Source organism: Psychroflexus maritimus, from assembly GCF_011089875.1.
In the GTDB taxonomy this organism is placed as follows: Bacteria; Bacteroidota; Bacteroidia; order Flavobacteriales; family Flavobacteriaceae; genus Psychroflexus; species Psychroflexus maritimus.
Genome location: NZ_JAANAS010000061.1, coordinates 25867 through 38814, shown reverse-complemented (window position 1 = coordinate 38814; position 12948 = coordinate 25867). Strand labels below are relative to the sequence as shown.

Annotated in this window: 13 protein-coding genes; 6 read left to right on the top strand and 7 right to left on the bottom strand. The window is 35.1% G+C overall.

What is annotated here, in order from left to right; genetic code table 11:
• Positions 1 to 102: 102 nt before the first annotated feature.
• The 3 genes from G7034_RS08365 to G7034_RS08355 all read right to left on the bottom strand — a co-directional run bounded on the left by G7034_RS08365 (position 103) and on the right by G7034_RS08355 (position 3666).
• Positions 103 to 1521, bottom strand: a complete 1419-nt coding sequence (locus G7034_RS08365; RefSeq protein ID WP_166400517.1) for a nucleotide sugar dehydrogenase — start codon at positions 1519 to 1521, stop codon at positions 103 to 105.
• Positions 1522 to 2103: 582 nt separating this feature from the next.
• Complete coding sequence (locus tag G7034_RS08360; protein ID WP_166400516.1) at positions 2104 to 2880, bottom strand: S1/P1 nuclease; 777 nt, start codon at positions 2878 to 2880, stop codon at positions 2104 to 2106.
• Positions 2881 to 3063: 183 nt separating this feature from the next.
• Positions 3064 to 3666: a riboflavin synthase gene (locus G7034_RS08355; protein ID WP_166400515.1), complete on the bottom strand. Its 603-nt coding sequence runs from the start codon at positions 3664 to 3666 to the stop codon at positions 3064 to 3066.
• A 102-nt stretch (positions 3667 to 3768) separates the two neighbouring features.
• Between G7034_RS08355 and pdxA the strand changes: the two genes are divergently transcribed.
• Positions 3769 to 4827, top strand: a complete 1059-nt coding sequence (gene pdxA, locus G7034_RS08350) for a 4-hydroxythreonine-4-phosphate dehydrogenase PdxA (protein WP_166400514.1) — start codon at positions 3769 to 3771, stop codon at positions 4825 to 4827.
• A 14-nt stretch (positions 4828 to 4841) separates the two neighbouring features.
• On the opposite strand, the gene G7034_RS08345 is transcribed toward pdxA, so the two are convergent.
• Complete coding sequence (locus G7034_RS08345) at positions 4842 to 5474, bottom strand: SanA/YdcF family protein (protein ID WP_166400513.1); 633 nt, start codon at positions 5472 to 5474, stop codon at positions 4842 to 4844.
• A gap of 54 nt (positions 5475 to 5528) precedes the next feature.
• Positions 5529 to 7139, bottom strand: coding sequence for a SulP family inorganic anion transporter (locus G7034_RS08340; RefSeq protein WP_166400512.1), 1611 nt, complete (start codon positions 7137 to 7139; stop codon positions 5529 to 5531).
• Positions 7140 to 7471: 332 nt separating this feature from the next.
• Here G7034_RS08340 and G7034_RS08335 point away from each other — a divergent pair, with 332 nt between their 5' ends.
• The 4 genes from G7034_RS08335 to G7034_RS08320 are packed head-to-tail and all read left to right on the top strand — an operon-like array spanning position 7472 to position 9617.
• Positions 7472 to 7699 (top strand): hypothetical protein, encoded by a 228-nt coding sequence (locus G7034_RS08335; RefSeq protein ID WP_166400511.1) that lies wholly within the window; start codon positions 7472 to 7474, stop codon positions 7697 to 7699.
• Positions 7690 to 7911 carry a hypothetical protein gene (locus G7034_RS08330; protein WP_166400510.1) on the top strand — a complete coding sequence of 74 codons (222 nt, stop codon included), beginning with the start codon at positions 7690 to 7692 and terminating at the stop codon, positions 7909 to 7911. The genes G7034_RS08335 and G7034_RS08330 overlap by 10 nt, the downstream gene beginning before the upstream one ends.
• Before the next feature lie 43 nt (positions 7912 to 7954).
• Positions 7955 to 8818 carry a ChaN family lipoprotein gene (locus G7034_RS08325; protein ID WP_166400509.1) on the top strand — a complete coding sequence of 288 codons (864 nt, stop codon included), beginning with the start codon at positions 7955 to 7957 and terminating at the stop codon, positions 8816 to 8818.
• A gap of 13 nt (positions 8819 to 8831) precedes the next feature.
• Complete coding sequence (locus G7034_RS08320; protein WP_166400508.1) at positions 8832 to 9617, top strand: nitrilase family protein; 786 nt, start codon at positions 8832 to 8834, stop codon at positions 9615 to 9617.
• Positions 9618 to 9635: 18 nt separating this feature from the next.
• Here G7034_RS08320 and G7034_RS08315 read toward each other — a convergent pair whose 3' ends face one another.
• Together G7034_RS08315 and G7034_RS08310 are read right to left on the bottom strand one after the other, a co-directional pair.
• Positions 9636 to 10310, bottom strand: a complete 675-nt coding sequence (locus tag G7034_RS08315; RefSeq protein WP_166400507.1) for an SCO family protein — start codon at positions 10308 to 10310, stop codon at positions 9636 to 9638.
• 191 nt (positions 10311 to 10501) lie between these two features.
• On the bottom strand, positions 10502 to 11662 hold the full coding sequence (locus G7034_RS08310; RefSeq protein WP_166400506.1) for a sensor histidine kinase: 1161 nt from the start codon (positions 11660 to 11662) through the stop codon (positions 10502 to 10504).
• A gap of 170 nt (positions 11663 to 11832) precedes the next feature.
• Between G7034_RS08310 and lpxB the strand changes: the two genes are divergently transcribed.
• Entirely contained in the window at positions 11833 to 12948 is a 1116-nt protein-coding gene (gene lpxB, locus G7034_RS08305; RefSeq protein WP_166400505.1) for a lipid-A-disaccharide synthase, read from the top strand.

Sequence of the window (12948 nt, the reverse complement as noted above, 5' to 3'; positions counted from 1 at the left end):
CGATACGTTCCGATTACCATCGGAACACTCAGGGAACGAAATAAAAATATATCGAAGCCCACTTTTTATAACAAGGAACAAAGGTCCCTGAGTGAATCGCTGTTAAGCGATTTGTATCGAAGGGCCTTTCCCTATCGCATACACCTCAAAACCAATTTCTTTCATTTCATAGCGATTTAAAATATTACGTCCATCAAATAAAAATGCGGGTTTCATCATGTGTTGGTAGATTTCTTTCCAGTTGTAAGTATTGAACTCGTTCCACTCTGTCATAATAGCCACAGCATGAGCCTGAAAACAAGCTTCGGTTGGTGAACTCACTACTTTCACTTGTTCCCTAATAAATGCTGGGTCGTGGGTACCAAGGTATTCTAAGTCGGCATAAACTTGCTCTGAAGAAACTTTAGGGTCGTAAACCACTATTTTTGCATGTTCACTTAGCAAGTAATCGGAAACATAAATAGCCGCACTTTCTCGTGTATCATTGGTGTCTTTTTTGAACGCCCACCCTAATAAGCTTATCTTTTTTCCTGAAACGGTATTGTATAAGGTTTTTACAATGTGTTGTGCAAATCTTCTTTTTTGGTGATCGTTCATGATAATGACCTGCTCCCAATAATCGGCTACTTCTTGCAAGCCTAAAGATTGTGAGATATAAACTAAGTTCAAAATATCTTTTTGAAAACAAGAACCTCCAAATCCAACAGAGGCTTTTAAAAATTTAGGGCCAATTCTAGAATCCATGCCAATAGCTTTGGCTACTTCATCTACATCGGCTTCTGTTTTTTCACATAATTCACTCATGGCATTGATGCTGGAGATGCGTTGAGCTAAAAAGGCATTGGCGGTTAATTTAGACAATTCAGAACTCCAAACATTAGTGGTTAAGATTTGCTCATCGGTTAGCCAATGCGCATATACATCTACCAAAGCCTGCATAGCCTCTCTTGCTTCTTGGGTATCTGAATCACCGCCAATTAAAATTCGATCGGGTTTTAATAAATCCTGAATTGCTGTTCCTTCGGCTAGGAATTCAGGATTAGAAAGAATGTGATACTTCACTCCATTACCAGTATTATGCAAAATACTTGTTAAGGCCTCTGCCGTCCGCACGGGTAAAGTTGATTTTTCAACTACAATTTTATCGTCTTTTGCCACGCGAGCAATCTGACGCGCACAGAGTTCAATATATTTTAAATCGGCTGCTTTTCCTTTTCCTATTCCATAAGTTTTGGTTGGCGTGTTTACCGAAATAAAAATCATCTCTGCTTCATCAATCGCTTGATCGACTTCTGTAGAGAAAAATAAGTTTTTATCACGCGTTTCAGCTACAATTTCAGCAAGTCCTGGTTCATAAATAGGGATATTATTTACATCAGCATCGTTCCATTGAGCAATGCGTTTTTCATTAATATCAACTACATTTACTTTTATCTCGGGACATTTACTAGCAATGACAGCCATGGTAGGCCCGCCTACATATCCCGCACCAATACAGGTGATTGTTTTGATTTTTTTCATCGGTTTATTTTATTGCTTTTTAGTTGTCAGATGCAACACATATAATCATTGTCCCATTGCAGAAGCTTTAAACATGCGTGTTTCATTTTCTGTTTTTTTAACTAATAGCTCGTTTTCTATTAGCTCGAGTGTTCGGTACGGCGAATGTAACGAGAGCTTATTCCATAAAGGTTCTCGATACATTTTTTTTTGAATTTCGCTGTGCTTCATTTAAAAAAACACTCGAGCTGACATTGGTTTTGGGTGAAATTTTGCACGGCTTCGCCGTCGCGAGTCCCATTTAACAACTCACGATTTCAAAAAAAGGCACAAAAAATTCAGCTCTTGAATTTCAAAAAAGCTGATTTACAGTTAACTTTAGAATATTGATATTGAAAAGTCTGTTTTTTCTTGCACTTTAAAATTGGCTATTTTAATCAGGTAGCAAATATAAGGAAACTTACTAGAATTATACAAACTTTTAGGGGTTTAATTTGTTAAGAATTATTTTGAAATTTGCAGTTACTTACTTCCTATTAGTTAGCTCACTTTTTTTGATTAGAGCTAGTAATGGCTGTTTTTAAGGTATTTTTATTTCAAAACTTACCCGTAAAGCTCATTCAGCATTTGAGCTAACCGAATTCCAGCTTTGTGTAATTGTTTACGAAGCCTAGGCAGCCATTGGTAAGAATAAGCATATCCTAAAGCATCGCCATCTTGGGCAGAAAGATAAACTTCCTGAGTCAAGATTCTAGTTTCATCAAACCAGTCCATGAGGTTGCCTTCTTGATAAATGTTTATTTCATCTTCTGTAAGTGGAAATTTATGATGCGCTAATTCAGTAAAACTCATGTTGTAAGATTCAATCATATTTGTATCCCAAACACGGTGCAAGTTAGTTGAATTACCAAACCAAGTAACTTTAATATCGTTAGCACCACGGTCTTCTTCCAAGCCTAAATGCAACGGTTGATGCATGTCGGCTATCAAATGAATCAGCATTTTTAGATAGAATGTTTTATCATTTGCTGAGGTAGTTGTATCTTCTAGTTGCGTTAGGCAGGTTTTAATTCCTTGAAGAAGATCTCCTGCGGGGTTTTTATCAACCGTTTGATAAGTCGCATCAAAATCCACATTAACATAATGCCAGGTGTTAAATTCGTCGTAGCGCGAATCACTTTTAATTTCATCGGCAAAAGTTGAGGCTGTTGCCATAGATTCGCCTTCTAGTAGTTTTTCAATTTGATCGCGGGCTTTGTTAGAAAGGTAAGATTCAGCAATTTGAGCTACGGCTCGATGACCATTCTTTCCCCAATCTTCATTAGCAAAAACCGCAGATGAAAAAAACAAAAAGCTAAAACAATAAATTAAAATACGCATATCAATTTTTGCTTCAAAAGTAGCAAAAACTAGGTACTTGAATTTGATCTTAAGTTTATTTTTTGAGGGATATTTTGTAAGATGCTGTGTTCTATTTATAAAAAAAACAGTCCATTTATTAGTTTGCTGTGCTTTACTGCATCAAAAATACGATAGCTTGCGCTTAAGCATCAACAGAAGTGATTACTTTTTCTGATGGATTTGAAGTTCCATTAAGCGTTTTACGTACTTCCCGATAACATCAAATTCTAAGTTGACGGTGTCTCCTTTTTGGAGGTTTCTGAAAGTGGTATGCGCATAAGTAAACGGAATAATAGCGACGCTAAATTGGTTAAGTTGGCTATTAACTAACGTTAAACTTACTCCGTTAATAGTAATACTTCCTTTTTCTATGGTTACATTTTGTTGTTGAGGAGCATACGAAAAAGTAAAAATCCAACTTCCATTTTTTTCTTCCCGGTGAACACAAGTGGCAGTTTGGTCAACGTGCCCTTGTACGATGTGGCCGTCTAAATGCGCATTCATTTTCATACCCCGTTCTAAATTAACAGCATCATTAATTTGCAGCTGCCCCAAAGCAGTTTTGTCCAGCGTTTCTTGAATGGCTGTAACTTTGTATATTGGGTCAGAAATTTCTACCACCGTAAGACAAACCCCATTGTGAGCTACACTTTGGTCAATTTTTAATTCGGGGGTAAAATTGGCTTCCACATAAAAATGTATATTTTCGCCTTCTTGCAAAATTTTTCTAATATGACCTATTTCTTCTATGATTCCTGTAAACATTGTTGTAGAATATTTAATTACCTTTGCAAAAATAGATGTTTTTTAAAGGGACTTGGGTTTCTTATCATAACTTTATCTATTTTTAAATAAAATTATGCACCTATGAGCGAAACAAAGAAAGTAAAAGTTGGTATTAGCATTGGCGATTTAAACGGTATTGGTCCTGAGATTGTTTTAAAAACTTTTGAAGACCCAAGAATGATGGAGTTGTGTACGCCAGTTATTTTTGCTAATGTAAAAATGCTTTCGTTTTTTAAAAAACATTTTGGTCTAGAAAATAGGTTTTTTACCGCTCCTCATTCTGAAAAGGTAGTGGATGGTAAATTAAATGTGGTAAATGCGTGGAAGTCTAATTTTAAGGTGAATTTTGGCGAAGAAGACAAAGTTGCTGGAAAATACGCTGTGCGCTCTATTGAAGTTGCTACCCAAGCACTCATCAAAAAACATATAGATGTGCTAGTTACCGCCCCCATTAATAAAAATAGCATTCAATCTGAAGAATTTAAATTTCCTGGACATACCGATTATTTTGCACAAGCTTTGAAAGGCGATAACATGATGTTTATGGTTTCAGATAAAATTCGCGTGGGTTTACTCACCGACCACGTTCCGGTGAAGGATGTAGCCAACCATATTACTCCCGAATTAATTGAGAAAAAAGTAGGCATTATGAGTGCATCTTTACGCAAGGATTTTGGTATTAGAAAACCTAAAATTGCTGTATTAGGCATTAATCCTCATTCTGGCGACAATGGAGTAATTGGCGATGAAGACGACCGAATATTAAAACCTACCATCCATAAAATTAACGATATGCAAGGCGAATTAGTTTTTGGCCCTTATGCCGCCGATAGTTTCTTTGGGAGTAAAAATCATGAAAACTTTGACGCAGTTTTGGCGGCTTATCATGATCAAGGTTTAATTCCATTTAAAACATTAAGTTTTGGAAAAGGAGTAAATTACACAGCAGGCATGAATCGCATAAGAACTTCTCCCGACCATGGAACAGCATTTGATATTGCAGGAAAAGGAGAAGCTGATCATTCTTCATTTGCTGAAGCAGTGTTTAAAGCCATTGAAATTTTTAAGAATCGAATGGATTATATAGCAATTACTAAAAATCCACTAGAAATTCAAAAACGCCACCGAAGTAAAGGCTAGGTTTTATTAGGCGTTTAAATGACTTCTTTTTCACCAAGGAATTTAGGTTGTTTATTAAGCAGCAAGTCTAAAACTAACTTTGTGCGCGCAAATTTTTCTCTAATCTTAGTTTTTATACCGTAGCTCACCGATACGTCTTTTGCATTGTAAGCATGAGCCTTTAATCCAATAGATGCCGCAATAACAACAGCCCGCTCATTGTGGAATTTTTGCGAAATAACAATGACCTCTTCTTGGCCAAACACAAACTTAACTCGGTGCATGGAATCTAAGGTCCTGAGACCAGCATAATCTAATACAATAGCTTCTTTTGGAATACCTAAAGCTAACAGACTTTGTTGCATATCTTTCGGTTCGTTATAGCTTCTATGCCTGTTATCTCCACTTACCAAAATTTTTTCGATTTTCCCCGCTTTATACAATTCTACCGCTGCTGCAATGCGGTACTTAAAATACAATTTTTCTTGGCCCGACTTTAAGTGTTTTGACGTACCTAATACAATTCCTACTTTAGCTGAAGGAATTGATGCTACATCCGAGTGAAGGTGATCTTTTGCAGTTGACTTTACGTACCCATCGCTGATTAAAAGAAAACTAAGGGTAAACCCAATAAGCAAAACAAATAAAAGAATAGTTTTTCTAAGCATAGTTCTTGGTTTTCAATTTAATTCACAGCTTTTTACTTCAAGTTTAGAATACAATTATTCATTTGAACCTTCTTTTTCCTTCTTGATTCGCGTGGCCAATTTGTGGCTTGAAAACCGACTGTGGTTTTGCATTCCTATAAGCTTAAAATGCCCACCTTTGCGGTTATAATCTTTTTGAAATACCTGAATGAAAAACAAAAATGAATGATCGATTAATTTAGCTTCACTGCAATCTAAAAAGAAGGTAGATTTTTCTGGAATTCTATAAAATACTTTTTTAAATCCTATAATATTGGTAAATAAAGCAGCTCCTTTTAAAACCACTACTAACTCTTTATCGCGCTCTACTAATTGATAATTAGCTTTAACTAAATTTGAAAGCTTTACCCCCATGAACAAATAAATACTAAGCTCTACAATTAAACCTGCCAATATACCAATCAACAAGTCTTGGGCTAAAGTAACAACAATGGTTACTAAAAAAGCGGCTAGTTGTTCTTTTCCTACACGATAAGTAAGCAAAAATTCTCTAGGAGCAACAAGGCGATAGCCGGCATAAATCAAAATAGCGGCTAAGGCAGCATTAGGAATTTTCTCAATAATAGGAATTAAAAATATCATAGCCAATAACAAAAAAGCCCCGTGAAAAAAATTAGCCCACTTGCTTTTGGCTTTAAAACCAATGTTGGCAGAACTTCTAACTACTTCAGAAATCATGGGTGTTGCGCCTAAAAAACCAGTGATTATGTTTCCAAATCCATTCCCCATTAAATCGCCATTAGCATCCGATTTTTCAGTTTCTGGCTGCAAGTCATCCACCGCTTTTACCGTAAGCATAGACTCTAAGCTATTGACAAACAAAAGCATAAAAACATACTTCCAAAAAGCAAAAGTAGCTATGGCTGAAAAATCAAAATGAAAGCCAAAACTACCCCAAAAGTCTCCTACTTGTACTAGAGTGTAATTTCCTTTCATATCGCCAAACTGCCAATAAATTGAGAGCGGAACAGTTAAAAGCAACACCCACATTGGTGCGGGTATTTTTTGAATGAGTTTTAATTTAATTACAGGAATTAAAAACATCGCCAAAAGACCTACAAAGCCCACCACAGCAACTGGCCAATTAGCATGACTAATAAACCTTGGAATATCAAGCAAAAGCTCAATTGGACCTTCTCCAGCGTAGGCAGTTGGGTTTTCGCCTAACAAAACAGGAATTTGTTTGGCAATAATAATAATTCCAATAGCTGACAGCATCCCATGTACCGCAGAATGAGGAAAGAAATCGGCATAATCTCCAAACTTAAGCAAGGATAAAATGATTTGTAAAATAGCCATAACAACAATGGCGGCACAAGTAATCATCCAAGCTTGTTCATCGCCACCAAACTCCATTACACTGGCAGCGCAAATAGTAATAAGTCCTGCAGCAGGGCCTTTAATACTCAATTCTGAAACGCGAAAAATAGGGGTAAAAATACCTCCAACTATAGCGGTTAAAACCCCCATAGCGGGAGGAAATCCACTAGCTTTTGCTATCCCTAAACTCAAAGGCAAAGCAATAAGAAAAACCATAAAACCAGCAAGCATATCCTGCTTCCAATACGCTTTTAACTTAGCTAAACCAGTTAAACTTGTATTCCTGCTTCTAATTTTTCTACTCATTAACTTTTATTTTCTAATTTTTTTTGTTCGCTAAGAAATTTCAAAAAAACATCATTTTAAACAAACTCGTATTTAGAATTTAAGCTTATTGATCAAATTCAATATTTTTAGCGCAGATTAAATAGAATTAATGAATAATCTTTAAAAATCTACCCTTCAATTTTCTGTAAAGTTAAATTAAATTAATCAAAACCATCACTCATCAAACTAGAAAAAAGACAAGATTTGAGGCTTAGATTTTATAGGTTAGCTTAAATTAGCTCTTAAAACCTCTTTAAACTAAACTATAAACTTATAGGTTTTAATTTGTACATTTGATAAAAATCGTAGAAATGGATATTCAAACTAGAAAAATAGCATTTGTGCAAGAGTTTCTAAAAATTCAGAACGAAGAAGTAATTATTCGTCTTGAGAAAATTTTACAAAAAGAAAATGAAAATTTTAAGCAAATGGGCATTGAAGAGTTTAATCAAAGAATGGACAAATCAATGGAGGATTCTAAAAATGGAAGATTAACCAAAGCAAGTGACTTAAAAGCAAAAGTGCAGAAATGGTATTAGAAGTATATTGCATAGGGTTTTCCGGAAGGGAACTTGAAAATAGTTTTGATTACTACACTAAAAAAGCAGGCTACAACATAGCTATGAAAACCACTGGCGGAATTTATAAACAAGCATTAAAGCTTGAGTATCAAGCCGAAATACAGGCAAGCCAAATCCCGATAATTATCGAACTACCTTTTAAATCTCCACCTCTATTAGGCCCGAAATAGTATTATTCGTAAAGCAGCAAACAACCCCTTATACCTAGCTACAATGAAGAAAAACATATTTGTTTTATTGGTTTTACTTATTAGTTTGGGGCTTTATGCCCAAAAAAAGGAGGCCTATGTCATTTACAAATCTAACGCCAGAAAAATTTCCTACAAACGAATGCTAAAAAAGCTTCCTAAAGCGCAAGTCGTTCTTTTTGGCGAATATCACAACAACCCTATTTCTCATTGGCTTCAGCTTGAAATAGCAAAGGATTTGAAGAAGAAAGATGTGCCACTAAGTATAGGAGCAGAAATGTTTGAAACCGACCAACAAGAATTCATCAATTTGTACGTTAAGGATTCTATTTCTGCAGATGAATTTGAACAAAAAATGCGTTTGTGGCCAAATTTCACTACCGATTACCAGCCACTTTTTGAATGGGCAAAACAAAATAAAGTCCAATGGACGGCCACCAACGTCCCGAGAGCTTTTGCTTCAAAGGTATATAAGGAAGGGGGATTTGAGGCATTAGAAGGGCTTTCTGAAAATGAAAAATCTTGGGTTGCCCCCTTGCCTATTCCTTATGATAAAAATTTGAAAACCTATAAAAACATGCTTGAACTGATGGGAGGCGAACATGCCAATCCAGACATCGTAAAAGCACAAGCCATAAAAGATGCCACAATGGCTTATTTTATTTGGAATAACTTAAAAGATGAGCATTTATTTCTTCACCTCAACGGAGCTTATCACTCCAACTTTTACGAAGGAATTGCCTGGTATTTAAACCAATATGCAGAAAACATAGAGATTATTACCTTAACCACTGTTGAACAAAAAGACATTTACACACTTGACGAAGAATACAAAGAAATAGCCGATTATATTATTTGTGTCCCCGAAAGTATGACTAAAACTTACTAATAAGCTTAAAACCATGAAAGAAAATTTGCGTGTAGCAATTATTCAGTCTGAATTAATCTGGGAAAATCCTGCTGAAAACCGAAAACTTTTTGATGAAAAAATTAATCGTGTTAAAAAAGAAGTCGATTTAATTGTTCTTCCTGAAATGTTTTCTACTGGCTTTAGTATGCATGTTGAAACTTTAGCTGAATCAACTGAGGGAGAAAGCTTTGGGTGTTTAAAAAAGTGGGCTAAACAAAAACAAGCTTGCGTTACCGGAAGTTTAATGGTAAAAGAAAACGGCAAGTATTACAATCGCTTGTATTTTGTATTTCCTGATGGAACTTACAAAACGTACAACAAACGCCATTTATTTTCACTTGCCAAAGAAGAACAAATTTATACAGCAGGCAAAGAGAAACTCATTGTTACTTATAAAGATTGGAAGATTTGTCCGTTAATTTGCTACGATTTACGATTTCCTGTTTTTGCTAGAAATACGGAAGATTACGACTTACTTATTTTGGTTGCGAATTGGCCTGAAAAAAGAATTTCTGCTTGGGATGCTTTATTAAAAGCAAGAGCTATTGAAAATATGTGCTATACCGTGGGTGTAAATCGTGTTGGTGAAGACGGCAAGGGGTTTGAACATGCTGGTCATTCTGCTATATTTAACGGGTTAGGAAAGCAAATTTCAAATCCATTTCATCATCACACAAATTTTACCGAGGTAATTGCATTGGAAGCAGAACACCTTACTGAGATTCGCCATCAATTCGGTTTTCTAAAAGACCGCGATGGTTTTAAGCTAAATCATTAAGGATAAATCTTAGTTCGATTATTCTTGGTATTCCTTTTTAAGAATAGCAACGTCTTTAATTAGTTTTTCAATTTCATCATCGTTCGTTCCATCATAAAACCCCCTAATTCTTTTTTCTTTATCAACTAAAACAAAATTTTCGGTATGTACTAAATCATAAGGGCCTCCATCACCACTTGATTTAGAAGCCAAGTATTCTTTTCTAGCCAAATCGTAAATATGCTTTTTATCTCCCGTTACCATGTGCCATTTTCCATCAATTAAACCCATTTCATCGGCATGAGCTCTAAGTTTTTCTACGGTATCAATTTGCGGCGTTACAGTGTGTGAGAGTAATTTAATTTCTTCATCAGCTATAAATTCATCTTGTACTACTTTCATATTATCTGTCATTACTGGGCAAATAGTTTGACAAGTAGTAAAAAAGAAATCGGTAATGTAGATAAAACCATCAAACTCTTTTTGAGTGAGGGTATCGCCATTTTGGTTAATGAGCTCAAAGTCTTTCACTTTGTGAAATTTCCGAACGTGCTGCACAGTAGAATCAACCAAATCGGCGGTCACCATATCCGGTTGATAAACCGGAAGTTGAGGTTCTACTTTTAAGGCATTGTAGATAAATGCAATAATTATAGCCGACAAAAAAAGCATGACAATAGCAAAGAACTTGTACTTAGCAAAAAACTTAATCATAGCATTATTTTTTATGCAAATTTACGTATTTAACTAGGATTAAAATGTGACGCAGGTTACAATTAACCGAAATTTTAGCGCATGTTGAATTTGTTTTTTGAATGAAACAATAAACTAGTTTTTTAGGGTGTTTTTTTTTCTTAACTAGAAATTGTGAAACGGATATTGCAGAAGGGTTTACACCCCTAAAATCATTCATTTACCACCTTGTTTAATCTAATTTCAAAGGTGGTTCCTTTGTTAATTTCACTGTAAGCCACATAAATTTTTCCGTGATGAAAGTCTTCAATAATTCGCTTAGCTAAAGATAAGCCGAGCCCCCAGCCTCTTTTTTTTGTACTGAATCCAGGCGCAAAGACCTTTGTGAAATTTTTAATCGGAATACCTTTTCCGGTATCCTTTATTAAAATTTTGACACAATCTTCGCTGCGCGCCAATTCAATTTCTAAATTTCCTTTTCCACGCATGGCATCAATGGCATTTTTTACCAAGTTTTCAATGGTCCAGGAAAATAAAGCTTCATTCAGCATTACATAAACAGGTTCGGTTGGTAAATCAATTTTAAACTGAATTAATTTAGAACTTCTAGATTTTAGGTATTCGGCAGCCAATTTGGTTGTAGCGACCACATCGTTTTTTTCTAATTTTACGTGTGAACCTACTTTCGAAAATCGATCGGTAATGGTATTAAGGCGATGAATATCTTTTTCCATCTCTTCTAGATAGGAAGGATCAACATTTTCGGCCCTTAAAATTTCTAACCACCCTATTAAAGAAGAAAGCGGTGTGCCAATTTGATGAGCGGTTTCCTTTGCCATTCCTGCCCATAATTTGTTTTGTTCGCTAGATTTAGAGGTGATGTAAAAAAAGTAAACCAAAGTAACAAGAAGAGCTATAATTACAATTAAAATAAATGGATAGTAAGTAATTTTATTCAGTACAGAAGAATTTCCATAAAATAAAAACTGCTTATTACCGTCTTTTAAATCCAATTCAATAGGTTCGTTTTCAGCCCTGATTTTATCTAATTTTCGCTTTAAAGCTTTAGGGCGGTCAAGGATAGCTTCATCGATATTCACAACTTCAACAACTTCACCATATATATCATAAATCACAACAGGAATATTTTCGTTTCTATTTAAAATATTCAGCTCAAAATTGATATCAGAATCCTTTAAATCGGCTCGGTTAACCGATTGCAGCGCCATGGAATAAATGAACATTTTATTGCGTTCTTCCTTTTTAATTCGGTCGTAAAAAGAAATCACATTCCAAGTAATTAAACCAATAATTACCAACGAAATGCCAATGATGATGAACCTAAGTACGTTTTTGTCTTTAATAATTCGCATAATTTTACTTACAAAAAATAAACCTTGTATTTTGTAAATGTAAAAACAAAAATTAGAATCCTACGCCTTTAGAAGTTCTTTTTGAGCCGTTCTAAAATAGAAGTCCGCTTTTAGTTTCAAGTTATTTCAAAAAACTTAAGTAACTTTGTTATTTAAAGAACTTACTTTTCATGAAGTATTATATCATCGCTGGTGAAGCTTCAGGCGATTTACACGCGGCAAATTTAATCAAAGCCTTGAAGCAAAAAGACGCATCTGCTCAAATTAGGGCCTGGGGAGGCGATTTAATGCAGGAAGCTGGTGCTACTTTGGTAAAGCATTACAGAGAGTTAGCGTTTATGGGCTTTTGGGAAGTAATTACCAACCTGAAAACCATTCTTAATAATATTGCTTTTTGCAAAAAAGATATTGATGAATTTCAGCCTGACGCGTTGATTTTTATTGATTATCCGGGGTTTAATATGCGCATTGCTAAGTGGGCTAAACCAAGAGGAATTCCTACTCATTATTATATTTCGCCCCAAATTTGGGCATGGAAAGAAAACCGAATTAATGCCATTAAACGAGATGTAGATGAAATGTATGTTATTCTTCCTTTTGAAAAAGAATTTTACGAAGAAAAACATAAATTTCCTGTTCATTTTGTAGGGCATCCGCTTTTAGATGCTATTCAAAATAGAGCATCTGTTTCAGTTGAAGCTTTTCAAAAACAACATCAACTTTCTGAATTACCAATAATTGCTCTACTTCCGGGAAGCAGAAAGCAAGAAATTACCAAAATGCTGGAGTTGATGCTGAAAATGACGCCTCATTTTCCCAACTATCAATTTGTAATTGCAGGCGCACCAGGACAAGAAGATGAATTTTATCAAAAGTTTATTGGAAATCAAAAAGTAAACTTCATCAAAAACAAAACTTATGACTTATTAAGTGTGGCTCAGGCTGCCTTGGTAACCTCAGGTACAGCTACGCTTGAAACGGCTTTGTTTAACGTACCTGAAGTGGTCTGTTATAAAGGAAATTTGATCTCCTATCACATTGCCAAACGCATTGTAAAACTGAATTATATTTCGCTAGTTAATTTAATTATGGACCGAGAAGTGGTGAAGGAATTAATTCAAGATGAGTTTAATGAAAAGCAACTTCAATTAGAGCTAGAAAAAATTCTTTCTACAGAGAAACGAACAGAAATTTTAGCCGATTATCAACTTTTAAAGAAAAAATTAGGGGGCCAAGGCGCTAGTGAAAAAACTGCATCATTGCTGCTGAAGTCTTTAAAGAAATAA

Bases quoted from the DNA above. Each gene is read 5' to 3' on its own strand.
- G7034_RS08365 (WP_166400517.1), bottom strand. From the start codon at position 1,521: ATGAAAAAAATCAAAACAATCACCTGTATTGGTGCGGGATATGTAGGC.
- G7034_RS08360 (WP_166400516.1), bottom strand. From the start codon at position 2,880: ATGCGTATTTTAATTTATTGTTTTAGCTTTTTGTTTTTTTCATCTGCG.
- G7034_RS08355 (WP_166400515.1), bottom strand. From the start codon at position 3,666: ATGTTTACAGGAATCATAGAAGAAATAGGTCATATTAGAAAAATTTTG.
- pdxA (WP_166400514.1), top strand. From the start codon at position 3,769: ATGAGCGAAACAAAGAAAGTAAAAGTTGGTATTAGCATTGGCGATTTA.
- G7034_RS08345 (WP_166400513.1), bottom strand. From the start codon at position 5,474: ATGCTTAGAAAAACTATTCTTTTATTTGTTTTGCTTATTGGGTTTACC.
- G7034_RS08340 (WP_166400512.1), bottom strand. From the start codon at position 7,139: ATGAGTAGAAAAATTAGAAGCAGGAATACAAGTTTAACTGGTTTAGCT.
- G7034_RS08335 (WP_166400511.1), top strand. From the start codon at position 7,472: ATGGATATTCAAACTAGAAAAATAGCATTTGTGCAAGAGTTTCTAAAA.
- G7034_RS08330 (WP_166400510.1), top strand. From the start codon at position 7,690: ATGGTATTAGAAGTATATTGCATAGGGTTTTCCGGAAGGGAACTTGAA.
- G7034_RS08325 (WP_166400509.1), top strand. From the start codon at position 7,955: ATGAAGAAAAACATATTTGTTTTATTGGTTTTACTTATTAGTTTGGGG.
- G7034_RS08320 (WP_166400508.1), top strand. From the start codon at position 8,832: ATGAAAGAAAATTTGCGTGTAGCAATTATTCAGTCTGAATTAATCTGG.
- G7034_RS08315 (WP_166400507.1), bottom strand. From the start codon at position 10,310: ATGATTAAGTTTTTTGCTAAGTACAAGTTCTTTGCTATTGTCATGCTT.
- G7034_RS08310 (WP_166400506.1), bottom strand. From the start codon at position 11,662: ATGCGAATTATTAAAGACAAAAACGTACTTAGGTTCATCATCATTGGC.
- lpxB (WP_166400505.1), top strand. From the start codon at position 11,833: ATGAAGTATTATATCATCGCTGGTGAAGCTTCAGGCGATTTACACGCG.